Raw genomic sequence first — 24971 nt, forward strand, 5'->3', positions numbered from 1 at the left:
ATCTACCGCTCGCCAAAGGTAATGTAACACGCCATTGATCTTAATAAAGACCTCATCCAGATACCAAGTATCTCCAAGCTGACTACGGCTCTTTTTTATTTGATTGCAATACATTGATCCATACTTTTTGCACCACTGACGAATCGTTTCATAACTAACAACGATACTTCTGGCCGCAAGCAATTCTTCAATATCACGAAAGCTAAGTGTAAATCGATGATAAAGCCAAACTGCGTGACTGATTATTTGGGCAGGATAACGATAACCTGCATAGATATTTAAATTTTTCATCAGCAGATTATCGCACAATTGGTTGGGGGGTTGTTAAGTTGACAGTACCTAGCGGACCACCCAATCAGTGATTGGGTGGTTTTTTATTAGTCTTCTGAAAAAATTAAAACCATCGGCTTTAGCCGGTCCGCTTTAGCTATAATACCTTAATAGGTATTCGGTTTTAAGAGATGGAATGTATTATCGATATGGTAGCCATACGGTTTTTATAATTCAGTATCATTTTGTTTTTGTTACTAAATATAGGTCTCAAGTTTTAAAAGGTGATGTTGGGCTGAAGGTCAGATAGTTGATCAGGCAAACATGTAATTCTTTTGAAATTGAGATTTTAAAAGGAGTCGTTAGTAAAGATCATGTTCATCTTTTAGTTTCAGCTCCCCCCGAATGTGACACCAAGTGGAATAATGAGAAGGGTAAAGGGGGATCATCACCTAAACTATTTGAAAGTTTCCCCGATTTAAACAAGCGCAACTTGGGGCGTCATTTTTGGTCTAGAGGCTATTTTGTGTCACATTTGGAGATGTAACCAAAGAAATAATTAAAGAGTATTTAGCCCATCATTTTGAGCCAAAAATCGACGATAAATACGGAAGCCGCGGCTTATATCTCATTTCTGAACCAACTGTGTCAGGGGATGAATATTGAAGTCGGCAACGAAACCCAGAGATGAGCGATGCGATGAAAGCAATAGGAGTGAACCTGTTGCAGGGGTATCTCTTCCCCAAACCGGTGTCGGCTGCTTCCTGAAAATTTGCTAATTTAGCTTTTAACTGGGCCACGCCTTCTATTATAGGGGGGCTCGAATTAGTTATGTTATTACTAAGCAAGCATTAGTGATGGTCATAATTTGGGGAAAACGAGCGTTAATGGTGTAGCTTTAACAGACAAATAGAGTAAGATCTCTATCTAGCGTTGTTCCCAAATCGGCTCAGTTAGTAAAAATATTGACGCTCGTTTTTTCCCGGAAGCAAGCACCAATAGCCCACGCTCACACTCTCCCATTTGAAAGCATGGCAGCAGTCTTTCTTTCGGTCCATGCTAGGTTATAAACCGACAAATTGGCGGCTAATATTCATCAGTCGCTAAACTACAGAAAATTATTGGTATGCGGGGTTAATTGGGCTCTTGCGCATGACGTATACTCAATAATAATTGCCTGGATAATTGGCACTTTTTAGTTCTTCTGGTTGTTGTGCTAAATCGTTAATATTTGAAGATTGCGCTTTTAAGAAAGGTAATAAGAGTAAACCAATTACTGCTGACGCACAGGAAATAACTGTAAAGAATCCCGTCCAATGGTATTGTTCCATGATCAACGCTAGGGGATAACCTGCTAACGCAGCGCCCATATAGGCGAACAAGCCCACAAATCCGGTTGCAGCTCCTACTGAATCTTTATGTGAACATTCTGCTGCTGCCATACCAATTAGCATTTGTGGTCCAAAAACAAAAAAACCGATGGCAAAGAGACAAGCCGCCTGTAGAATAAAGCCGGTCATTGGCATTAACCAAAGAGCAGAAACGGCTAAAAAAATACCGATTGAAAAAATCAAATTCATTGGCCCTCGATTACCACGGAAAATGATATCTGATCCCCAACCTGCAACCAAAGAACCAATAAAGCCGCCAACTTCAAACAATGATAATGCGGCATTAGCTGTAATTAAACTGTAATTATGCTGCTCGGTCAGGTATAAGTTTCCCCAGTCATTAATTGCTGTGCGGACGATATAGACTAAAACATAGCTGAATGCCAGCAACCAGATGTATTTGTTTTTTAATACATACCTTTTTAGTATTTCGCTACTGCTCAGACCTAAACCTTCATTTTCCTGAGTAAGTTCCAGTGCATCTTTTTGCCACTGTCCAACTGTTGGCAACCCCAGTGTTACGGGCTTATCTCGGAGTCGCCAACAAAGGAATAAACCGGCTAATACAGCTAAGATACCTGGAATAATAAACCCGTAACGCCAGCTATAATGCAGGGTTACATATCCCACTAGTAATGGAATTAATGCGCCTCCCACATTATGTGCGGTATTCCATAATGACCACCAAAAGCCACGTTCCGAACGGGAATACCAAGTGGTTAGTAATTTAGAGCAAGGGGGCCAACCCCAGCCTTGAAACAATGCATTTAACATCCATAATGTTGTAAGCATAATTACACTACTGGAAAAACCAAATAAGATGTTGATGATGCCAGTCATAATCAGTCCTATCCCCATAAAATAGCGAGGATTTGAGTGATCTGATACAATACCTGAGAAGAATTTAGAACAGCCGTAAGTAATGTAAAACAGGGTACCCATCATACCGATGTCCGCTTTATCTAATCCAAGATTGGCAATCATCTCAGGCATTGCGTAGCTTAAATTTTTCCGTGTAAGGAAAAACACTGCATAGCCAATATACATGGTAACCATGATATGGAAACGCCAGTACTTATAGATCGCGGCTATCTGGTTTGGATCATCAATTATTCGGGTATTTTGTTCGGATTTTAAAAAATTGATCATTAATTTAGGTCTTCATATTTAATAAATAACGGTATAAGGGGGCTTGCTATCACAGCATAGGTAAAACTATCTGTAATTCTGTTCCTGGCTGTTTGCTGTCGGACTGAGTGATAAGTATGAATTGACCGCCTAATACCTGAACACGTTCACGCATTCCACGCAGGCCGAATCCTGCCAGAGTATATTCCTGTTTAAAACCAACACCATTATCTTTCACTGTTAGATGTGCTTCCTGCTTAAAGGTAAGCGTAATCGTTGCTTCAGTGGCTTGTGCGTATTTGATCATATTATTTAACGCTTCCTGACAGATTCGGTACAATGTGACATTAGTGGCATCGCTTAGCTCGGCAGGAATCTGCCGCAGTTCATTCCATATAACGGTAGTTTTTATCCCGTTTGCTTCGCACTCTAACTCCCGCACTAATTGATGAATCGCTTCTTGTAGGCCAAGATCATCCAATGTTTTAGGGCGCAGGCGGGTAAGCAGACCTTTGGTTGTGTCGTAAATATTCAATGATAGCGTTTCTATAATTGATGCACATCTCTCGCTCATCGGCGTGTTTTCAACCCGCTGAAGGATGCTTGCCTGGGTGCGGATGGCGGTAATGTTCTGTCCTATTTCATCGTGTAATTCACGGGCAATATCGCGACGAACAGACTCTTCCGCTTTCACCAATTGACGAGATAAACTGTGATTTCTAAGCAATTCATGACGTAGTTTGTGATTTAATTCGCGCTGCCGTTGGATCCCCATACCCAGTAATATTCCTGTTAAGCTTTGTGCCGAAAGAGACAGTAATAAATCTGTTATTTCGATATAGCTAACGCCATTCCGCGCAACGATTAAAGCAATACTATTAAGCAGCGTACCTAACAAAGCGCCTTTCCAGCCATAACGAAAAGCGAGCACAATAATGGGTATTGCTAAACAAAATGGTGCGAATCTCCGTAATTCATTGGGTAAGTAGAGTTGTATAATAATATTGAGGGAAAATAATATGACGTAAAATAGGATATGGCGGCTACGAAATTCAACGGGGCGAGCCACCAGATCGACGGTTAACGGGATCCAGATATTCTGAAACAGATAGCTCCAGATTAAATAACAACTGGGTACCAACATTAAGCCGCCAGTGATACTTACCAGAAAGATCATCCAAGCTGAAGTTAGCGGGTTTCCAATGATGAGTGTATTGATTGCTGCGGTAAGTAATATTATCACCGCCATTACACATAGTCCGCGCCATTGCGAACCGTAATAGTATTTTTGTGCAAACCATAAAATAGGCACACTAATAACGCTGGCGAGAATGACGGAAAACCATTGTGGTTTATCGAGTAAAATGGCTAATGAAATCATCAACCACCATTCAGCCCCATATACAGCCGGCCAAAAACGTTTAGGCGTGTGTAAAGTGATACCAAGGCGCAGTGCAAAAGGGAAAAATAGAATAGCCAGTTCTGCTTCTAAAATAAAATAATAGGAAAGTACCCATAGGCAAAACCAACTGCAAGAAACTAGCAACCAACCACACAGTGATGTTATCCAGTAATTACGCATTACAGAGTTGTGCTTTCAAAATGCTTTGCCAGCTCAACATTATTTTTAACGTTTAACTTATCCATTGCATTCGCTCGATGCACATGAACAGTCTTATGGCTTAAACCCAAGCGTACAGCAACCTCTTTTACATCTAGACCGAGTGCTAACATCTCTCCAACCTGTTGCTCGCGTTTGGTCAATTGCGTAAGTGATTTACGAAGATGGACAGGGCTTACCAGTTTCATGGTTATATCGGGAGTTAAGTAACAACCACCACTATTAACGGTGCGCACCGCCTGCACTAATTCATCAGGGCTACAGCGCTTGGTTAAATAGCCACGTGCGCCAGATTCAAGTGATTTTTCCACAATAGCCACGGAATCATGAACACTGAGCATGATACAAGCGATACCTGCTGGAATATCTTCCAACAAACATAGGCCACTCTCATCGGGCATGGAAATATCAATAATGCAGACATCTGCTTGTGAGTTTGATAAACCTTTGCGGGCTTCGGCCACTGATGCAAACTCGCCAACAATCTGTATATCTGATTCTAGTGATAATAGTTGGGAGAATCCCGAACGAACGATGATGTGATCATCAACTAATGCGACGTTGATCAATTTGAGAGCTCCAATGTGGCGATTGTTCGAAGATGGTTAAGTCCAAAAGGAAAAATGTAGTAGCACTAAAAAAGCCCATTACTGATTTTAATTTTTTCACAAAAAAGCATCTGAGTCATCCACATAAACATGTTAATTTATAAAAGAAAGAAAGGATGGATAAAATAGAGGTTGCTTTAGATAAAATAAATAGCCACCTTGTTAGATGGCTATTTATTATGATTAGATGGAATCGTTTGCCAACTTCAGTTATCGTTGGATACGTTTTCCGTGACGGATTTTTTTCTCTTCAGCGATAGCAACTAAAAGCAATAAACCGATGCAAGCAAATGCTGCTGTATTGAGTGCTGCGAAAGTACCTGCCCAACCTGTTAGACCGAAGATAGGAGTCCCATCTGCAATCATACCTAAGCCTAGTTTTGCGAAGCTATCACCAATCAGGTAAGCAAATGTACCTTTAACACCATCGGCAACGCTGATCGCTTTTTTAGGGACGAAACCAACAGCAGCAACACCAATCAGTAGTTGTGGACCAAATACAAGGAAACCAAGTGTAAATAATGAACCAAGGTACATATACTCATTGGTCGCGTGCTGGTAAAACTGCAATGTAAAGATAATTAACACTAGCGATACACAAGCTACGATTGCACGTCGACCATTGGCGAGATCTGATAGATAACCCCACATCAGCGTACCGACCAGCGCACCGACCTCAAAGAAAGTAAAACCAGTAATTGCAGTTTCTTTTGAGAAACCAAGTACTTGGTAAGCATAAACAGTAGACCATTGATCAATACCGATACGTATAATGTATAGGAAGATATTAGCAAAACATAACAGCCAAATAACTTTGTTTTTAAGCACGTATTTAACAAAGATTTCGCGCTTAGTCATTTTATTCTCTTCAGCTTCAATATCTTCGCTGCTGACTTCCTCATTAAAGAGTTCTTCAACACTACCCAAGCCGTACGCTTCAGGTGAATCGTTACCAAAACGTAAACCAATAAAACCAACAATAATGGCAATGATTGACGGGAAAATGAACATGCCGATAACGTGACCGCCAAATAGATAGTTGGCACCAAATAAGGCGACACCGGCGGCGGCGGCGCCACCTACGTTGTGGGACATATTCCATAAACCAAGGTATGATCCACGCTTATTGCGAGGAGTCCACTTGGTGATGGTCGAATAACTTGACGGACCACCAGTACTTTGGAAGAAACCGCTTAACCCATAGAAAGCCATCATTAAAAATATGCTAACACCAGAGCCACCCATACTGATACTAAAACCGATCATCGCAATTCCCGATAGAATCAGCATAAATGGTAGAAACTGTTTGGTATTTTTGCCATCGGCATAATAAGAAACAACAGTCTTACCGATACCATAAGCGATAGAGAAACCCAGACCAATTAAACCAAGATCTGTCATTGACAAACCATAAGTCGAGATCATGTCGTTTTGTGCAACATTAAAATTCTTACGAATTAAATACATTGCCATATAACCAATAAATACAACTAAGTAAGATTGAATGAAGGGCCTAAACCACATTTTACGACGAACTTCGACGGGTAGATCAAGCGTTGGCTTTCTGACCTGTTGCAACAACTTAAACATAGAAAATCCTCAATAAATTTATTAAAAAATAGATGCTTACAGAGTGCCATAGACTTAACAATTGGACTCAGTAAACGGGGGGGGTATTACCTTCGACATGTTTAGCCGTTTAGGTGATTTACAATATATTGCGGACTTTAAAGTGTATATTTACAACTGGATTGAGAAGGTTGCTTAGAGTGGTTAGGAAAAATTCCTAGTTTCAGCGCTTATGTTTTAAAAGCGTGAAAGTAATCACAATTTTGTTGGGGAGTACATAATGAGAATATTTTTCTAGGGCAAGATATTAGCCATTTACGATGCTAATTTAGCAGCGTAGTTCGATAGGGCAACGCAGAATGCGATCAGAAAGTAAATGCTATTATATATCCCGTTATAAAGGGAATTTTATGTATTTGGATCAATTGCAATATGGACTGAAACAGCCCGTTTGTCGTTTAAAATTTAATGGTCAAATCGATGATTGGGAATTTGCTATCTTTAAATGGAGTAATGACGCTTACGATCCAAAGGAAATGTTTTTTCCAGGGAGTGAGTGTGTGGATGGTACAATTGAAGGGGCGATGATTGAAGGGGCGATCGAAGCTGGGATTCTTGCTTATCCTGAATTAATTTAATAACTATATTGAAAAAATAGCAGAGTAATAATGTATCACTTTTTCTGATCTTTTAGTGAACGTATTACGCTCGCTATTTCCCGAAAGCAAGCGTCATAATGGGGATTTATTTTTAACTTTTTGAGTCGCCATGTGGCCAAAGCGATACTGCTTTTTAGTTTAAAATTGGAACAAAAACGTGGGCGCCTTTGTTGATATGGCTATAAAAATATTACCTGTTTGACTTACCCAGAACAGGCATAGAGGCTTCAATAATTAGCATTTATATCGGGCTAAAAACTTCAATTAGTTTTTCTCTAAATCCACCGAAATTTTCTAGATAAGCTGGGGTATGAGATTTTTCATTTTTACTATTTATACTGCTGAGCATATCCACAAAAGATGAATCATCGAGTAGTGAATTAATGTACTAGGTAAAGCATTAAACGCATCTTTATGGAGATAAATGGCATCTGGTAAGTGTTTGCCTACCTTAATTTGAGAGACTAGTTTAATAAAGAGCTCTTCATTCATTATCTTAGACTCGATTGATATGTTTTGATAATGGTATCAAATGATGTTTGTAATGCACAATTATACTTTGAAAATAAATTTATTTTACATTAAGAAATAAAATAGAGAGTGACGAGAGTAATCCTCCCTAATGTCGGATCATGACAAACGTAAAAAACAAAAGATACTTCAATAAATGAGATGAATACTTACTCATGTGGTTTCCTTTAGTCATGGTTTTTTCATCAGGACTGATGAGTTCTAGCCGAACTGAACCATTGCCTGTACGGCCTGTCTTTTTCCCATTTCTTTCTTTTATGACTTTCAATCCTTGATAGGCCGCTTTCCAATCATTTTGCTTTGTGCTTGATTGCATGTATTGAGTCATGACTCGCCAATGGGCCTTGGGTATTACGAAGCTAAATGCATCTAAAAAACGGGTTAAATCGTCAGGGTGGTTGAACACAATACCTGATTGACTGACAGAACAATGAGTTAAGAAATAATTCATTTGTGCATTAAATTGATCTTTATGTTGTGAGTAATGCTCACGCAATTTGACATTAAATATTCGTGCGTATTCTTTTTCTTTTTTTGTTTTTAATTTACCTGGTACAAGGGCATGCTTTCGTGCATCACTAAATATCCTGCTTTGATGGTAATGCGATTTTTGTGTGCCTGCTTTGAGGGCTTTCAGATAGTGGGCATTGCTCAACCAGTTCTCAATGGTGACGGTTTTGATCCGGTATTTGAATGCCAAACTATCGACAGAACAACCTTGTGATAGGCTTTCTAAAATTTGGTAACACAAGTCAATTGAGAACCGCTCCATCGCTTCTTGCGATAAACTTGGCGATGGATTAAAACTTTCATTTTTATGTTCTATGATTTCTTTTACATTGAGTTTGTTGAGCAAAGGCTCAAAAGCATAGGCTAATATGACTTTTTGGTTATGTTTCTTATTCATTGCCCAATATCGATTTTGCGAAAATATGCCTTGCGCCATGGCATCCTGGAATTCAACTGGTTTTAAGTAATCTTCTTTTTTCGGCGCCGCGAGCATATCACTTAAGTGTAGATAATGATTAAAGGTCATTCCTGGATCTTCATGACCAGCAAAAGCAGCAATTTCCCAATAACCTTTTATGACTGACTTTTTAAAGATGAGTTGGCGTATTTGTTCGTGTTGTTCTTTTTGATAGGGATAAAAGTTTGGTAATGTTTCATAAGGAGAGGGCAGTTCTAGCATTAATTGTAAACGACTCAAGCAAGAATGTCTTAGATGATAGAAAACTAAGTGCTCAAGACCAGACGTGACTTTAAAAAAACGTCCGACATAATTTGAGACCACCGCTGTATTAAAAGGGATCGTATGATCTTCTCCCATAGTGAACAATGGCGCTGACGATGATTTTACACTGCTTCTTTTGTGTTGTAGGTAGCGGTCAATAATGCTTTTCTCATCATCGAGCAATAAAGGTAAAACCGGGATCTTTCTTAAACTACTGGCTGTTTTATTATCCCCAAATTCATTGGAACGTATAGAAATCCAGACTTGGTCACATTGACTGATATTCTGCATTTGCAATTTATATAACTCAGCCATTCGTAAGCCGCAACGGTAAGATAAAATAGATAACGACTGCAATGCCAATTTATCGATACTGTTGATATCGTTGAGAGTATTAATGTGTTGGAGTAAAGCTTTAAATAATGACTCGTCAATAATACCTGCTTTGGTGTGATTTTGAGTAGGATCGGCATGAAAGAGTTCATCACCTAATAATGGCAATCTTAAGTATGAATAAGCAAAGCTATGCAAATCCTTTAATCTTGCCGAAAAGTTCTTTTTGGACTTTTTACTCTTATGTCGATCAATACGTTGCTGATAAATACTTTCTAGAGTTTCTGAGGTTAATGAATGGTCGAGATTATTTTCAGTATTAATAATGATCCAGTCTTTTATTAGGGTGTTACGATAACTGTTCACGGTTGAAGGTTTACAGCTATACAGTTTGTATTTGAGCCATTCGACAAAGCAAGATTGCCATGCTTCTAGTTGATATAATTCAATGATTTCAGACAGTGCTTTAATCAATGCACTCTGACTGAGTTTGTGAGACGAGTTCGATTGGAATGGTTGCTGTACCGTTGAGTAGAAATCAGTTAAAGCCGTTTTTTGCGTTGTTTTAGCTTCTTTTTTATTGTCTGACTGATGTGAAATCGTGACTTGGTGATGAAAATGATAAAAAGAGGTTACTTTCGGCATCATAATACGGGGATGAACGATTTGTTCTAAGTTATTAGCAGGCAAAGAATAAGTGTGAGTTCTTCCTGTGCGGCATTCAAGTAAGGCTTGGCTAACACTGATATGGTGATGCCTTTCATACCAAGTGACAGCAGCATGACAAAATGTTTTAAATTGACTAGGTAATGCCGTTGGCGTGATAAAACCGTTAACAATTTCTTTATAGATGATTCCAATGCTATCTGGTGCACTCCACTGTATTTTATCCGTTTGAATCCATAATCGTAATTGTGCGAGTGTATGTACTGAAAGATAGCATTGGTATTCCGTTACCCTCTGGCCATCAACCTCCGTATTAGTATTCATTTTTTCATTGTTTAATATGAGTGATATATAGGTGTAACAACTAAAGCGCCTAAGAGGTAAGGCGTTGCCCTCAATGATAATGTCATGGAAGGCTTTGATCACATTGACATCCATCTGACCAGATTCAAAAATGAGAGATAGCATGATGCTTTGATAACGTAATGAAGGGTCTGAGATCTCTGTATTTAAATAGTTTTGTCGCCATGCATCATATTGATCATAAATATCCCAAGAATAACGTAGCCAATGTGTATCTCTGGTTTGTTTCGCCAACCGATTGGTCACCACTGTCGTGGGTGGGGAATATGACCAATGATAGTGTTTTTTATATTGATTAAGTAAATGCTCTCCGCGTTTAAAAGCTTGACGGAAATCCTTTTGTTGACCAAAAGTCGCCAACAGTGAACCTTCGAATGCTTCCCAATCTTTAAGAAAATGCGCTTCAGTGATGATGGCCGTTGGCTCAGGGAAAGCTTGTTGAAAAAGTGCTATCGCTTTTGATATTACTTTATCGATGTGTTCTTGACGTTTAAGTTCACGATGTTCTTCACCCGTTATTTTACTCATATTCCCCTCCGACCAATAAACTCAAGTGTTCTTGTAAAAGGCAGGAAATTTTAATGAGTTCCTTCTTATTTAGCTGACTAAACTGGGAAAATGGTAATTGATTAGCGTGAAGGTGACCTAGCCAAGCGGCGCAGATTTCATCAGGGATATTTTGTGAGTGCAGATACGATCTTAAGTAATGCCGAGTCCAATTAGGTTGAAACGGTAAAATACTGTCTACGTGTAATGAATAAGAAGACGGTGTGGTTGCGTCAATCTTTCCTTTGTCAATATAGAAACAAAATGCCATGCTGCCATGAATCGCATCATGGTAGCGTTGACTTAATGTTGGGTTAGCAGTGCTGTAATGTAATTGAGCGTATTCACAATACTTGAGATAAGACTTTAATTTATAGATTGCTACCTTAGGTAAGATGACTACTCGTCCGCTGTATTCAGAATTGCGTTCTTTATCTGCAATTCGGTATTCGCCAGTGGCTAAATGAATATCCTTCATTCTCCCAAACCAATCATTGACTGGGCGATAACCTGTGGCTAGCCCTAAGATCATCTGCAATTCGATGGTAAGCATATTATGATAAATCTCAGAATAATAAGATGATGACTTAGAGGGTATAGACCGAAAATAGTCCGTAAATTGGCTAAAAAGCCATTGAAGCCTTGCTTCATCGATAAAGAAAGGCGAGCCAATGTATCCAGTCTTTTTCACACAATGATGGTCACGTAAATAATCAGATTGGCTCAATGTAACGAGGTGATCAGAGTAGGTGGTATAAGCATCAATTAAATCATTGTGTTTGATTGATGTATAAAATCGAGCAGGTTCATTGTGCGGTGTATGACCATTGATTAACTCAATGAGGCAGATATCGACACCATCTTTGGTGAGCGTTTGCTTCATATATTGAGAAATAGAAGAGAGGGTTAATGATAAATGGTGCTTGGATTTAATGTCAGATAATAGCCGCTTAACATCCTCATGCTTTATCGACTTGAAAGTAAAGCTCCTGAGTGGACTCACTAAATTTAGAGGTAGAGGTAGAGTGTATTCAAGTTGCAAATCTTTGGTGAGAAACTGCAATTCTTTATCTAATTTTTTGACCGACGGTAATTTTAAATGTCTTTGTACGCCAATAATATGCCGCGATGCTTCAGATCTTGATGACTTCCACTGTTGCACTTCACTCAGAGAATTCCCTGTAAATAACATTAATAGTAAAGCGGTTGCGACTTGTGCATCCTCAGTGTCTTTTTTACAGATTTCGATGCATTCATGAAGAACACAATAAATATCAAACTCGAGAATATGGTTAATATTACAGGTCAAGGACATACTGTTTTTGACGATAGTATTATTGATTGCACGAGCTTGCATAGCATTAATATGTCGATTGCGGTTTATGAATCGTTTTGACGAAATAAGAGAAAGAGAACGGTCAGGCTGAGCATTATCTTCAGTATGCCAGTTGTCTTTAATTTTACTTTGCGTCGATACTTCAATGATTTTAGCTGTGAACTCTTCATTGGAATCATCAAACGGTATAGGGACGGATTTAGATAACTCGCGACCTTGCTTAAACTCTCTTGTACTTACCGTTCGATGGATACCTGGTCGATCTTCATAGCTGGCTCGAATGGGGTTTCGATAATAACTCAACCTGTGATGCTGTTGTTTATCAATACCATCATGGTCTTGGATTGCTTTATCTAGGCTTTGAATTAATGATGGAAAGTTATGATTATTTAGATCGGGTAATTGTGGCACCAGTTTCTTGCGCCCACCTTGCGCATATTGTCTGATCTCATTACATAACTTTAGAATTTGCGGATGGTGATCGCCATGAATATACAATTGAGTGATCACAACCAAGCTGAGAGCCTTATAATGATCAAATTTCAGAGCGTTATAGGTTGATAAGGTAATGTTCGATGTGATGAAAGAAGTAATGTATCGCTTACTGATGAGCTTTCTATTATGTAGAGTTTGATTAATGTCGGTAAGGGACATGGAACTTGGTTGCTGTTGATACAACTGAGCCTGTTCAACTAACCATAAAACCTCATTGAACTCTTGACTAAATGGTTCAGGAAGTTGGTCGTATAAGCGTAAAATTTCACTGCCAATAGTGCTTTTACTTTCATCCGATCCGTAAAATATCTCCTGACGGAATATCTCGCGTTTTTCATGTATTGATAATGGATCGGCTTGGTTAGTCTTCATCAAACTGCTCCTTCATTGCAGCGAAAATAGCCGGTTTTTCTGAAGATAATGAAGACGTCTTTTGTGTTTTCTTTGTTTGTTTTTTTAATCCCGACACACTTAAATGTGTGATGGCAGATAATTTCTTTTGAGTTAGGTATTCACTTTGAAAAAGTGAACTCATCAGGGGAGAGGGGACCTGTAAATTCAACTTTTCACGGATGGACTCGAGTGACTGACTGTCAATTGATGAGAGTAAAACCCGTAATACGCTGCGCCAAGCGATATCAGAAATCTCATTAGGAGTAAGGTTGTTTTCGGTAATGATAAGAGAATCTATTGGATTAAATGTGTTGATGGAAAAGCCGGTGAATTCAAACCCAGATATTAGCTGTATTTCTCCAACAGAAGCATAGGTCGCACGAAAGACTTGGGTAGAAGAAATTGCCTCAAGGGGTGTCGTTCCGAGTTCAATTTTATCGAACCGAAACTGAAGAGAGTGAAAAAAATCAAATGCATCCTGAGCCATGGGATGCACTTTTACGGATAAGTTTTTCTTCTTATTCCGAGACAGAATGACCGACATTTAATATCCTTTTAATTAAATAAAAGTACCAAAAGTGCCTATTGAGACGCTTTGAAATGGTGACCAACTTGTTAAAGGATGGCATTAAATGTTGATAAGTGCAAATATAAAAGTATCTTTAAGTGTATGTTTTTATGATTATTGATTGGTTTGATAAGGTTTTTTATTCAACTGGGTTGCATCCTTCCAAGCTGATGATGCGGGTTCGATTCCCGCCGCACGCTCCAATCGTTTGACTAAACAATTCCAAGTTAATCTATTGAAAACCAACACTCTTCATTGAGTGATTTTTTATGTCTATGGTTTTATATTTTCACTTAGAAGTGACTCGGTGGTCATTTGGCAATAACACTTATTTGTTACTAACTATGCCACTTCAATTGAGCTGAACTTTACTCAAACCAACCTCCTCCTAAATAAGCTTTGCAGCCACTTTTTGGTGATCCATAAGAAAAGCAGCGGCATTAAAATGACTTTAAGAATGAAGTTAACCATGCTTTGTAACATGGTATCTACGAGCTGCTTAGTGGCATCTTCAACTTGGAACCAGAACTTTTTAGAGACAATATTTGAGGCTGCAGATTTAGCGTTGCTTAGAGTGTCTAAAACGTTGCCGCCAAAGTCATCCGATGCCTTTCCTGTCAGTTGAGATTGAAGCGAGTTTTGCTGATCTTGTCGCTCTTTTATGTGTTCATTGTTGTTCATTATTTTGATTGAAAGTGTGTGTTGTTGCTGACTTAATAGGGACAGATTTTGCTGGTATGCGGCTAATTCATCATCTGTTTTGAACCATCCAAGTTGTGATTTTTTGGACTTAATCTTTTGATTTAATGCATTAATATTTGTCTGACTCTGTGTATGCTGTTGTTCGAGTTGCTGCTGAGCATCTTGGGCGTTGTGTAGTTGCACTGCAATCTCATCGAGTTGTTGTTGATAATTCTTACCCATTAGTGATTTTTGTAGCTCGATCATCTGGTTGGAGTTTATTTCTAACTGTTCTTGGTTTTTAGCCATGGCAGGATCGAGCAATAAAGATCCTGCTATGGAATTAAGCAACAATGAAAAAAGAACGATGAATCGAATACTAAAGAGGATCAAAAAGAATTTAACACAATAATTTTTAGTTTGGTTTGAAAAAGCATTAAGCCAAATGACAGATAAGGTAATAGCACCAGCGACAGAAAGTAACCAATTAAACGCTTCTCGGCTGGCGATTTCAAATAAGACCTTTTGCAGAAGAAGAGAACCTAGTGCCCATTTCATTACTTCCGAAAAATCCTCAACCATATCGTTTATTGGATCAAAAATTTGGCCTAAATCTATACTTATAAAAGTGATATTTACGGTACTAGTTTGGATCACAGAAACAATGGCATTGATAGCTCTTGCTGTGCCAAATGCGATCCCAGCCTGTGAGATACTGCTATTAAGATATTGGCTGGTTAAGGTAGTTAATATTGGTAGCCATGCGAATAATATGCCTAAGACAATGATCAGACTAAAGAACCAAAGATTAAATTTTTTACTTTGAGTGAGAGGCATAGGATTTAGCGTGGTCGATGGTGTCTGTGCAGTCATGGTCAACCCTAAAAGACATTTTTGAAAAATTAATCGTTAATGCAGTCTATATCTAAAATGACCTCACAGTGTATTGATGAGGTCATTTACTTGTCGTGAATCAATATAACTACCTATCTCTATGCTTAGATAGGTAGCCAAATTATTTAGTAATGTACATCTCTCGGGTTAATCGATTGTGACCTGGATTGGTAACGCTATAACCACCGACATTAGTTTGTTTGAGGACTGCTTTGGTTTCAAAATATATCGGCATGGCTGGCATCTCTTGGGCAAGAATTTGTTCAGCTTGATGATAAATTTCTAAGCGCTTTTGGTCATCCATTGTGGTTTTTGCCTGCGCCATTAATTTATCGTAGCTGGCATTTGACCATTTACCCGGGTTGTAACCATGGGTCTCAAACATATCTAAGAAAGTGGAGGCTTCATTATAGTCACCGCCCCATTGAAAGCTGCTTAATGTGAAATCTGTTTCGCCTACTTTTTGTAAGAAGGTTTTGATGTCTTGATTCTCTAAATGCACAGTCACATTTAAGTTTTGTTTCAACATAGAAGCGACCGCGACAGCAATACGTTTTACTTTCGTATCGGTTGGATAATCAAATGTGACTTCTAATGGATGATCAGGGCCATAACCCGCTTGAGTAAGTAATGCTTTCGCTTGTTCTACACGTTGTTGCTGAGATAGTGATTGCCACTCAATAGTTAGCGGTTGCAGGTGGAGTGAAGGTGTAGGCTGGAGTGTAACCCATGTTCAAAATGCGATTAGCAATCACATCACGATCAATGGCATAGCTAAAAGCTTTACGCACTCGAGCATCATCAAATGGGGATTTTGTGGTATTAAAGCCATAATAATATTCTGCAATTTTGGGTGCAATGACTAAGGTTTCTGGGGCGGATTTTTTTACCTCAGCAATTTTATCAACCGACACGCTTCCTGTTAGGCCTATTTCTCCAGTACGGAAACGGTTGTATTCAGAGTTAGCATCTTGCAATGGTAGATACGTCACTTTATTGATAGCGGTTTTATTATCATTCCAATAGTGAGTATTTCGCTCAAGAACAACTTTTTCGTTGATAACATGCTCTTTTAATACATAAGCAGAGCTTGTCACAATATTTTGTGGTGAAGTCCAGTTTTTACCATATTTCTTAACCACATTTTCAGGGGTTGGGAAGAATGATTCATGGATAAGCATTTGGGTAAAATAAGGCAGTGCTTGCTCTAGAGTGATTTGTAGAGTTTGTGAGTCTAACGCTTTTACGCCTAGGCTATCAGAGGATTTTTTACCGTGAATGATATCATTGGCGTTGAGTAATTTTGCTGCGCTGTAATACCAAGCATAGGGAGCGCCTAACGCCGGATCGATTAAACGTTTATATTCAAATTCAAAATCTTGAGCTGTGATTGGACTTCCATCAGACCATTTAATGTTGGGACGTAAGTGAAAGGTATATACTTTTCCATCCTGTGATACATCCCAATGGCTTGCAAGGGCGGGGACTACATTTCCATCGTTATCAAAGCTAACTAAGCCTTCAAACATATCCTGAATAACGTTAGAACTTGAACCCGTTGAAGAGAAAGCAGGATCAAGGCTCGGGGGCTCATCAAAATTACCACGAACCAGAGTTTGTTGGCTGGCGAGTTGAGTTCCTGTTGGAATATCGGCTGCAAACGCACTAGGCATCGCGAATAAAGTACCGATTATCAATGATAGTTTCACCGCTTGTTGCGATGGATAGGTTGATGATAATAAGCTTGGTAGTAAGTGTAGAGGCAACATCGAATATCCCTATAATGATGATTTATTCATTGCTCATATTAATATCAGAACAAAAGAGTTCAAGGTAGCCGTCTTGATAGAATTATTAGTTATAGATTAAATATAAAGAGAATGGATCAATCTTTTGTTTATAAAATGAATTAATAGCAGAGGAAGCAGTGAAGTTTTAATATTTCACTGCTTATTATAGAGAGTTTAAAAGTTAGTTATCAATGGCAGCAACTGCAATTACGTTTGTATTTACTCATTTTACCAATGCCGGGGTTGAAGGTGTTGGTGGGATCGAGCTGATGATAAAAGTCTTGTAAGTTATCTTCTGCTTCATAAAGATGACCAACATTATGCTCCGCTGGGTATTTTGCTCCTTTTTGTTTAAGCAGATCCAGCATGAGCGCTTTCATTTTCTTGGTGTCGGTGCCTTTCTTGAAGATATAATCTTGATGAAAAACATGGCACATGAAATGGCCGTAATACAGAGATTTCACCACATTTTTACTGATCTCTTCTGGTAGGTTTTCGACCCAATCATGATCATTGCGACGAAGGGCAATATCTAGCGCTAAGATCTCTTCTACCTCTTTACTATGAATAGTTTCATAACGAATGGCAGCGCCGGCAGCGGCAAATCGATGCAGTAATGCTTTTTTACCTTCATCTGGCGTACACGCGAAATAACCACCACCTGAGTTTTTTCCCCAGTTTTTGTCGAGATAAGCGGTGGCTTCATCAATTCCTGCATCACTCATTTTTAAGATTAAATGATGCTGATATTTATCCCTAAAGGCCAACATACGTTTTGGCAGGTGTTGGGGAAATGCTTTACTGGCGTAGTATAAAATGGTGTCGGGTAAATGCTTACTTATCAATGGGATATTACTGAGTTTATTCTCAATTTTTGCTTTTATAGAAAAGAATTTTGGTAGGTTGTCTGTGCCTAAATGGTTAATGGATAGGAACACATCTTTGCCATATTTTTCTGCCAGATCAAAAATATCGCGATGCATGTATTCACCCATTTCAGGCAGATTTTCAAATTGAGATAACATATCTCGTCTTAATTGGGTGAGCTTATTCGCATCATCCGTTCCAATATAAAATATCTGTTCTTTTTTAGGGATGGGGTAGCTATCGATTCGAACGGCAAATACCGCTAGTTTTCCGGCGCAACCGCTAGCTTCGTAAAGCCTGCGTTCATCGGCATTAAATCGAGATGGGATATCAGATTCGACATCACGAACACGCGCTTCGTATTCTCGGTCTGAGGCCATGCCAACATCATGTTGAATATCTTCGGGTTTAATTTTCCCATTTTGAATATTTGTGAGAATTTCTTCCGGCGTGTCGCCTAATCCATTAATACCAAGGTGGTTAATCAGGTGTAATTGTCCCTCTTTATCCACTTGAGCAAACAATGCGAGCTCAGTATATGCAGGGCCTCGTTTGACCAATGCGCCACCAGAATTATTCGCAATCCCACCGACAACGGTTGCACCAATAGAGGATGAACCAATCACAGAATGGGGAGCTCGATTAACACCACTTAGCACTTTTTGTAATTTATGCAGGCTAACTCCTGGCATGCAAACGGCTTGTACACCGCCATCCAAAAGGTGAATCTCAGTCATACGAGTGATGTTAATAATGACGACATTTCTATCATAATCGCTACCACTTGGCGCAGAACCTTCGGTTAAACCCGTTTTCGCCGCTTGCATAATGATGATGCAGTTTGACGCTACACACGCTTTAATCACGTTCCACTGTTCGAGTAAGGTTGCAGGAAAGACCACCGCAAGTGCATCACCTTGACCAGAGCGGAAACCAGATCGGTAATATTCGGTTTCTTTTGTTTGGGTTAACACATTTTTGGTGCCGACAATAGACTGGAAATCTTTGATTAGAGCGTGGTTTTCCATTGTGATCCTCTACATTTATCTTTCGTATGTGGATCTATAATATCTCTTTTTAAAAGGTGTGTTGAGAGCACACCAAGCATTTAATCATATTCCTATGAACATTAATTATCCTATCCATATTAATTATAAGGAGAGGACTTATATGACATCCAAGCCAGTAAATTCGAGACCTGGATATGACGAATAATCTTTTTGGTTGTGGAGGTATGCAAATAAAATAAAAAAAGCCGCAGACGTTGAGTCCTGCGGCAGTAGGGGGGTAAATGGTGCTTATGATTACTTAAATTGTTTTATAAATAATGACAAAGCGTGAGGCATATCATTATTTGAAAATTAATTAGCAGTCTGTATCTTCAGCGTTTACGCCTTCTTTGACTTTCTCACAACCATCTTCAATGGCATTACCAGCATCTGTTGCCATATCATCTGCTTTGTCGGCCGCATCATCGGCACTATCAGACATGCTATCGCCCATTTCATCTAATTTGTCACCCGCTTGATCGGCTGTTTCTGACGCGGATTCTTGAACATCAGTAGCGGCGTCATTCATGCTTTGGCCTGCATCATCAAGTGCTTGTTGCGTTTGAACCGTAGCTTCATCGACTTTATCTTTTGCTTGATCATTTGAGTTGTTATCACATGCCGCAAGCGCAAATGTAAAAACAGAAGCGATAGTAATAGTCTTCAACCAAGATAATTTAGTCATATTGACTCCTTAAAAATACATAAAACATAAATAAATAGTATGGAAGCAGACATACCGTATATTTTTATTATAAATTGCTGCTTCCAATTAACTGTATCTCATACATTTCAAATAGCGATAGTTAAGACGGTTATTTAACCCTTACATAACAATCTATGACCTTGATTTTACTTTGTAGCGGTAAGGTTGAGTTGAGCTCGTGATATTTTTCATTTTTGATGTGTACTCATATAGATAATGTGATTTCATTGAGCGGCTAATTGGCGAAATCTATTGGATTAATTTTCTAAATCGATTGGTTTGTTTTTAATGATGGGTCTAATCTATCTATAGACGTCGATGAGCTTATCGTTTAACTAGCTTGGCGTAATTTTATGAAGATCCGTTTTCAAAATTTTGGATTGAAATAACTTAGAAGGAATAATGAATGTCTAATCAAGGTAAATGTCCATTTCCACATGCAACAAGTGGCGGTACTAGTAATAAGGATTGGTGGCCAAATCAATTGCGTCTATCGGTGCTTAGTCAGCACAGTGAAAAATCTGATCCAATGGATGCAGATTTTGATTATGAAAAAGAGTTCCTCAGTTTAGATTTAGACGCGATTAAAAAAGATCTGAATACCTTAATGACAGACTCTCAAGACTGGTGGCCTGCCGATTTTGGTCATTACGGGCCTTTATTCGTTCGTATGGCGTGGCACAGTGCAGGGACGTATCGTTTGTCTGATGGTCGTGGTGGTGCTGGTTCTGGTCAACAACGATTTGCGCCTTTAAATAGTTGGCCTGATAACGTTATCCTTGATAAAGCGCGTCGCTTATTATGGCCAGTTAAACAAAAATATGGTCGAAAAATTTCGTGGGCTGATTTGTTTATTCTGGCTGGAAACGTTGCTCTAGAAGACATGGGCTTTAAGACTTTTGGCTTTGCTGGTGGTCGTAAAGATGTGTGGGAACCAGAAGAAGATGTGAACTGGGGTAATGAAACCACATGGCTTGAAGATGATAAACGTTACACTGGTGAGCGTGATCTCGATAATCCATTAGCTGCTGTACAAATGGGTTTGATTTATGTGAATCCAGAAGGTCCGGGTGGTAATCCTGATCCGTTGGCTGCTGCTTTTGATATTCGTGATACGTTCGCTCGAATGGCGATGGATGATGAAGAAACGGTTGCCTTGATTGCAGGTGGACATACCTTTGGTAAAACCCATGGTGCGGGTGATGCAGCGCTTGTTGGACCTGCCCCTGAAGCGGCGGGTCTTGAACAACAAGGTCTTGGTTGGCAAAGCAGTTTTGGTACTGGTAAAGGTGGCGATGCGATTGGGAGTGGTTTAGAAGTCACTTGGACTCAAACCCCAACTCAATGGAGTCATTACTTCTTTGAAAACTTATTTGGTTATGAGTGGGAAAAAGAAAAAAGTCCAGCTGGTGCATGGCAATGGGTTGCTAAAACAGATGAAAAAGATGTCCCTGATGCACATGATAGCGCCAAAAAACACAAACCGACGATGCTAACCACCGATCTATCATTACGATTTGATCCTGTGTATGAGCCGATTTCACGCCGTTTTCTAGAAGATCCTGAGTATTTTGCTGATGCATTCTCACGTGCTTGGTTTAAATTAACGCATAGAGATATGGGGCCAAGTGTTCGTTATCTTGGCAAAGAAGCACCAAAAGAAATGTTAATTTGGCAAGATCCAATTCCTCACTGTGATCATGAATTAGTCAATAGTGAAGATGTGGCAGAGTTGAAGCAAAAAATCTTAAGTTCAGGAGTACCGATTTCTGAATTGGTTGAAACCGCTTGGGCCTCGGCTTCAACATTCCGCGGTTCTGATATGCGTGGTGGTGCGAATGGTGCGAGAATTCGTTTAGCGCCACAAAAAGATTGGGAAGTGAATAACCCTAAACAGTTGCAAAAAGTGTTGACGGCATTGGAGGCAATTCAACAAGCCTTTAATCAATCTCAAACAGGCGGCAAAAAAATATCGTTAGCCGACGTGATCGTGTTAGCGGGTAATGCTGCTATTGAAGTGGCTGCAGAACAAGCTGGACATGATGTTGAAGTTCCATTTACCGCTGGTCGAATGGATGCATCCGCAGAGCAAACCGATGCCGCTTCATTTGATTATCTTGAACCAGTGGCCGATGGTTTCCGTAACTATACAAAAGTAGTTCCATCTGCGCCAGCAGAGCACTTGTTGGTCGATAAAGCGCAGTTATTGACATTAACCGTGCCTGAACTAACGGTATTAATTGGTGGATTACGTGTGCTTGATATCAACCATGAGAAATCTTCAGCCGGTGTCTTTACCGATCGCAAAGGTGTATTAAGTAATGACTTTTTTGTCAATTTACTTGATATGTCCACCAAGTGGGAAGCCAGTGAAGATAAGAAAGTTTACAAAGGCGTTGATCGTCAAACTGGCGCTGCAAAATGGCAAGGCACCCGTGTTGATTTAATATTTGGTTCAAACTCACATCTACGAGCCATTGCGGAAGTGTACGGTACTCAAGATGCTGAACAAAAATTTGTAAATGATTTTGTGAAAGCTTGGGTGAAAGTGATGAACTTAGATCGTTTTGATATTTAATGTTTAGTTTTTAATATCAAAGACTAGAGAGTTCATTCTAGTGTATGGATAGAAGTACATACTAAAAGGCCGATTTGGATTTATTCTGAATTGGCCTTTATCCATATTAAGTGTAAGTATTTATCAATGAATTACTCAGTTATAATCGCGCCAAATTTTATGGCAATAAAAAAGAGATGTTATGAGTCAAAGTGATGTTGTTGTTTGTGCTTTATATAAATTCGTCGAAATTGAAAACCATCAAGCGTTGCAAGAGCCATTGCGCCTATTGATGGAACAACATCAAATTCGTGGCACATTATTGCTTGCCCATGAAGGGATCAATGGAACAGTAGCGTCGAACCGTGCTGGTATTGATACATTGTTGGCGTGGTTTGAAGCCGAACCTCGCTTGCAAAATATCAGCCATAAAGAGTCTTATAATGATGAAATGCCATTTAATCGCTCTAAAGTAAAATTGAAAAATGAAATTGTCACCATGGGCGTTGAGGGGATCGATCCTAAGCATGTGGTTGGCACTTATGTAAAACCGACAGAATGGAATAGTTTGATCTCCGATCCTGAAGTATTTGTGGTGGATACTCGCAATGATTATGAGATTGAACTGGGTACTTTCGAGCGTGCAGTGAACCCAAAAACGGAGACTTTCCGTGAATTTCCTGATTATGTAAAAGAGAATCTTGATCCGGCTAAACATAAAAAAGTCGCTATGTTTTGTACTGGCGGTATTCGTTGTGAAAAATCCACAGCATACTTAAAAGAGCAGGGTTTTGATGAGGTTTATCACCTTGAAGGTGGGATCTTAAAATATTTAGAAGAAGTGCCACAAGAAGAAAGCTTATGGCAAGGTGACTGTTATGTATTTGATGGCCGTGTGGCGGTGAATCATCAGCTAGAACAGAGCATTTATGAATTGTGTAATGCTTGCCGCCTTCCGATCACTGAAGCGGATAAACAATCTGAAAAGTTTGAACAAGGTGTCAGTTGCCCTAAATGTTTTGGTTCCCATTCTGATGAACAAATCGAACGTTTCCGTGAGCGTGAAAAACAAGTCGACTTGGCAAATCAACGTGGTGAAACCCATGTAGGTAGCGATGCGGTCAAATTGATGGAACAAAAGCGTCAGCAGAAATTACAACGTAAATCAGAGCAAAGACGCTCGCGTAAATAAAGCCATATGATCGCTAACACATGTTTTTTTGTCTACTATTAATGGCTATTAAAAGTTTCATATTATAAAGAAAATTAATTATCAGGGAGATATGCATGATTGTTGGCTTGGATATTGGTGGAACCAAAATTGAAGGGGTGGGGCTAGACAGCCAAACCTATCAAACCCTGATTAAACATCGTGTGCCGACAAATAAAGAAACCTATCATGCGTTTATTGACTCAACGATGGCGGTGATTAATGAATTGGCTAGGCAGGGTGAGATTGAATCGATTGGCATTGGTTGCTGCGGTTCAATGGGTAATGATGGATTGATGCAAGGCGCTAATATTTTGGTCTTAAATGGTCAAGATTTCATTGGTGATTTACGATCGCGGATTAATGTTCCTATCGCGATTGCTAACGATGCTGATTGTTTCGCGCTATCTGAGCTTAAAGATGGCGCGGCAACCGAAGCGAAACAATCTTGCGTGGCAATTATCATCGGTACCGGCTGTGGCTCTGGCGTAATTATAAATGGTGGGTTAGTCACCGGGTTAAACAAGCTCGGTGGAGAGATCGGGCATAATCCATTGCCACATTTTAATCCTGATATTGATGGTGCACCAGTACAGTGTTATTGCGGCTCAATGAATTGTAATGAAACCTTTTTATCTGGCACTGGTTTTGAGCGTTTATATACGCAGCAATATGGTGAAGATAACCAAAGAACAATATCCTCAAAAGAAATCATGGCGTTACACTCTCAAGGGGATAAACAAGCCATTGCTCACTTTGATCTTTATTGCGATCAATTAGCCCGAACTTGTGCCACCATCGTTAATTTTATTGATCCAGAAGTGATTGTGCTCGGTGGAGGGATGTCGAATATCGACGCTATTTACCCATTGGTTCAACAGAAACTCAATCGTTACACGTTTAATAAATCGGCGATTACCCAAGTGGTTAAAAATGTACATGGCGATTCATCCGGCGTACGAGGCGCTGCATTTTTGCATTCATTATAACGACCGAACCGCCCGTGAAGCTTGATCGTAAAAGCCAGATAAAGAGCGCATTAAGGTTGCTACATCGCCTAACTTTTCATTTAATTTCATATGCTGCAGCGCTTCCACCAAGCATTGCTCACGTATATCACGGTACTGATTACAAAAAGATTCACCCGTTTGGGTAATATTATAAAAGGTATCTTTTCCTTGCCTTGTACTTTCGACTAACGCTAGCTTTACTAATTTTCGCACCGAATATGAAACGGTATGAAGATCATCAATATTAAGCGTAAATGCAACATCTGAAATACGCTTTGGTCGATTGCGATGATAAATATTGTGTACCACCAAAATATCGAGTGGGCTTAATTCTGACATTCCAGTAGTGGAACTGCATGATTGCATCCAACGCTGAAAGGCATTGTTCATCATCGTTAAAGCATATTCAAATTCGCTCAGTGTTATTGCAGCCTCACTAGCTAAATGTGACGACGATACGATGGGAAGATGTTCGATTTTCGACGGTTGTTCAGACATG

At 39.4% G+C, this 24971-nt stretch carries 17 protein-coding genes and 2 pseudogenes; 5 read left to right on the forward strand and 14 right to left on the reverse strand.

What is annotated here, in order from left to right; translation table 11 throughout:
- Positions 1–291, reverse strand: a pseudogene (locus FH976_RS00005) (DDE-type integrase/transposase/recombinase); the annotation flags it as partial.
- 175 nt (positions 292–466) lie between these two features.
- On the opposite strand from FH976_RS00005, the pseudogene tnpA reads away from it, so the two are divergent.
- A pseudogene (tnpA, locus tag FH976_RS00010) lies at positions 467–817 on the forward strand (IS200/IS605 family transposase).
- A 616-nt stretch (positions 818–1433) separates the two neighbouring features.
- On the opposite strand, the gene uhpC reads toward tnpA, so the two are convergent.
- From uhpC to uhpT, 4 genes are all read right to left on the reverse strand, one after another.
- Positions 1434–2810 (reverse strand): MFS transporter, encoded by a 1377-nt coding sequence (gene uhpC, locus FH976_RS00015; protein ID WP_194088859.1) that lies wholly within the window; start codon positions 2808–2810, stop codon positions 1434–1436.
- A 49-nt stretch (positions 2811–2859) separates the two neighbouring features.
- The gene (uhpB, locus tag FH976_RS00020) at positions 2860–4371 is read right to left on the reverse strand and encodes a signal transduction histidine-protein kinase/phosphatase UhpB (protein WP_194088860.1); all 1512 of its coding nucleotides are present in this window, start codon (positions 4369–4371) and stop codon (positions 2860–2862) included.
- Positions 4371–4979 (reverse strand): transcriptional regulator UhpA, encoded by a 609-nt coding sequence (gene uhpA, locus FH976_RS00025; RefSeq protein ID WP_194088861.1) that lies wholly within the window; start codon positions 4977–4979, stop codon positions 4371–4373. Before uhpA ends, uhpB begins: the two co-directional genes overlap by 1 nt.
- A gap of 249 nt (positions 4980–5228) precedes the next feature.
- Positions 5229–6608 (reverse strand): hexose-6-phosphate:phosphate antiporter, encoded by a 1380-nt coding sequence (gene uhpT, locus FH976_RS00030; protein ID WP_194088862.1) that lies wholly within the window; start codon positions 6606–6608, stop codon positions 5229–5231.
- A gap of 389 nt (positions 6609–6997) precedes the next feature.
- On the opposite strand from uhpT, the gene FH976_RS00035 reads away from it, so the two are divergent.
- The gene (locus FH976_RS00035) at positions 6998–7225 is read left to right on the forward strand and encodes a hypothetical protein (protein WP_194088863.1); all 228 of its coding nucleotides are present in this window, start codon (positions 6998–7000) and stop codon (positions 7223–7225) included.
- A 640-nt stretch (positions 7226–7865) separates the two neighbouring features.
- On the opposite strand, the gene FH976_RS00040 is transcribed toward FH976_RS00035, so the two are convergent.
- The 8 genes from FH976_RS00040 to FH976_RS00070 form a co-directional block, all read right to left on the reverse strand.
- A complete protein-coding gene (locus FH976_RS00040; RefSeq protein WP_194088864.1) occupies positions 7866–10898 on the reverse strand; it encodes a tyrosine-type recombinase/integrase in 3033 nt (1010 codons plus the stop codon).
- A complete protein-coding gene (locus FH976_RS00045) occupies positions 10891–13119 on the reverse strand; it encodes a hypothetical protein (RefSeq protein ID WP_194088865.1) in 2229 nt (742 codons plus the stop codon). The genes FH976_RS00040 and FH976_RS00045 overlap by 8 nt, the downstream gene beginning before the upstream one ends.
- Positions 13109–13684: a hypothetical protein gene (locus tag FH976_RS00050; protein WP_194088866.1), complete on the reverse strand. Its 576-nt coding sequence runs from the start codon at positions 13682–13684 to the stop codon at positions 13109–13111. Before FH976_RS00050 ends, FH976_RS00045 begins: the two co-directional genes overlap by 11 nt.
- 396 nt (positions 13685–14080) lie before the next feature.
- Positions 14081–15262: a hypothetical protein gene (locus FH976_RS00055; protein ID WP_194088867.1), complete on the reverse strand. Its 1182-nt coding sequence runs from the start codon at positions 15260–15262 to the stop codon at positions 14081–14083.
- Between the two features lie 142 nt (positions 15263–15404).
- Entirely contained in the window at positions 15405–15980 is a 576-nt protein-coding gene (locus tag FH976_RS16040) for an ABC transporter substrate-binding protein (RefSeq protein WP_267463505.1), read from the reverse strand.
- Positions 15961–17052, reverse strand: coding sequence for a peptide ABC transporter substrate-binding protein (locus FH976_RS16045; RefSeq protein WP_267463503.1), 1092 nt, complete (start codon positions 17050–17052; stop codon positions 15961–15963). Before FH976_RS16045 ends, FH976_RS16040 begins: the two co-directional genes overlap by 20 nt.
- 209 nt (positions 17053–17261) lie before the next feature.
- Positions 17262–18968: a D-lactate dehydrogenase gene (dld, locus tag FH976_RS00065; protein WP_194088868.1), complete on the reverse strand. Its 1707-nt coding sequence runs from the start codon at positions 18966–18968 to the stop codon at positions 17262–17264.
- A 337-nt stretch (positions 18969–19305) separates the two neighbouring features.
- Positions 19306–19674, reverse strand: coding sequence for a hypothetical protein (locus tag FH976_RS00070; RefSeq protein WP_194088869.1), 369 nt, complete (start codon positions 19672–19674; stop codon positions 19306–19308).
- A 427-nt stretch (positions 19675–20101) separates the two neighbouring features.
- Here FH976_RS00070 and katG point away from each other — a divergent pair, with 427 nt between their 5' ends.
- From katG to FH976_RS00085, 3 genes are all read left to right on the forward strand, one after another.
- Positions 20102–22273 carry a catalase/peroxidase HPI gene (katG, locus tag FH976_RS00075; RefSeq protein WP_194088870.1) on the forward strand — a complete coding sequence of 724 codons (2172 nt, stop codon included), beginning with the start codon at positions 20102–20104 and terminating at the stop codon, positions 22271–22273.
- A gap of 181 nt (positions 22274–22454) precedes the next feature.
- Positions 22455–23444, forward strand: a complete 990-nt coding sequence (gene trhO / locus FH976_RS00080; RefSeq protein ID WP_194088871.1) for an oxygen-dependent tRNA uridine(34) hydroxylase TrhO — start codon at positions 22455–22457, stop codon at positions 23442–23444.
- 95 nt (positions 23445–23539) lie between these two features.
- Positions 23540–24451 (forward strand): ROK family protein, encoded by a 912-nt coding sequence (locus FH976_RS00085; RefSeq protein WP_194088872.1) that lies wholly within the window; start codon positions 23540–23542, stop codon positions 24449–24451.
- Here FH976_RS00085 and FH976_RS00090 read toward each other — a convergent pair.
- Positions 24446–24970, reverse strand: a complete 525-nt coding sequence (locus FH976_RS00090; protein ID WP_194088873.1) for a winged helix DNA-binding protein — start codon at positions 24968–24970, stop codon at positions 24446–24448. The two genes, FH976_RS00085 and FH976_RS00090, sit on opposite strands and share 6 nt — an antisense overlap.
- Position 24971 lies beyond the last annotated feature (1 nt).

Origin of the sequence: Vibrio hibernica, from assembly GCF_015223435.1 — a bacterium.
Classification (GTDB): domain Bacteria; phylum Pseudomonadota; class Gammaproteobacteria; order Enterobacterales; family Vibrionaceae; genus Vibrio; species Vibrio hibernica.

Excerpts from the sequence above, each read along its gene's own strand:
- uhpC (WP_194088859.1), bottom strand. The coding sequence starts at position 2,810 with ATGATCAATTTTTTAAAATCCGAACAAAATACCCGAATAATTGATGAT.
- FH976_RS16045 (WP_267463503.1), bottom strand. The coding sequence starts at position 17,052 with ATGTTGCCTCTACACTTACTACCAAGCTTATTATCATCAACCTATCCA.
- FH976_RS00045 (WP_194088865.1), bottom strand. The coding sequence starts at position 13,119 with ATGAAGACTAACCAAGCCGATCCATTATCAATACATGAAAAACGCGAG.
- FH976_RS00085 (WP_194088872.1), top strand. The coding sequence starts at position 23,540 with ATGATTGTTGGCTTGGATATTGGTGGAACCAAAATTGAAGGGGTGGGG.
- katG (WP_194088870.1), top strand. The coding sequence starts at position 20,102 with ATGTCTAATCAAGGTAAATGTCCATTTCCACATGCAACAAGTGGCGGT.
- FH976_RS00040 (WP_194088864.1), bottom strand. The coding sequence starts at position 10,898 with ATGAGTAAAATAACGGGTGAAGAACATCGTGAACTTAAACGTCAAGAA.
- FH976_RS00050 (WP_194088866.1), bottom strand. The coding sequence starts at position 13,684 with ATGTCGGTCATTCTGTCTCGGAATAAGAAGAAAAACTTATCCGTAAAA.
- FH976_RS00070 (WP_194088869.1), bottom strand. The coding sequence starts at position 19,674 with ATGACTAAATTATCTTGGTTGAAGACTATTACTATCGCTTCTGTTTTT.
- FH976_RS00055 (WP_194088867.1), bottom strand. The coding sequence starts at position 15,262 with ATGACTGCACAGACACCATCGACCACGCTAAATCCTATGCCTCTCACT.
- trhO (WP_194088871.1), top strand. The coding sequence starts at position 22,455 with ATGAGTCAAAGTGATGTTGTTGTTTGTGCTTTATATAAATTCGTCGAA.
- dld (WP_194088868.1), bottom strand. The coding sequence starts at position 18,968 with ATGGAAAACCACGCTCTAATCAAAGATTTCCAGTCTATTGTCGGCACC.
- FH976_RS00035 (WP_194088863.1), top strand. The coding sequence starts at position 6,998 with ATGTATTTGGATCAATTGCAATATGGACTGAAACAGCCCGTTTGTCGT.
- uhpB (WP_194088860.1), bottom strand. The coding sequence starts at position 4,371 with ATGCGTAATTACTGGATAACATCACTGTGTGGTTGGTTGCTAGTTTCT.
- uhpT (WP_194088862.1), bottom strand. The coding sequence starts at position 6,608 with ATGTTTAAGTTGTTGCAACAGGTCAGAAAGCCAACGCTTGATCTACCC.
- FH976_RS00090 (WP_194088873.1), bottom strand. The coding sequence starts at position 24,970 with ATGTCTGAACAACCGTCGAAAATCGAACATCTTCCCATCGTATCGTCG.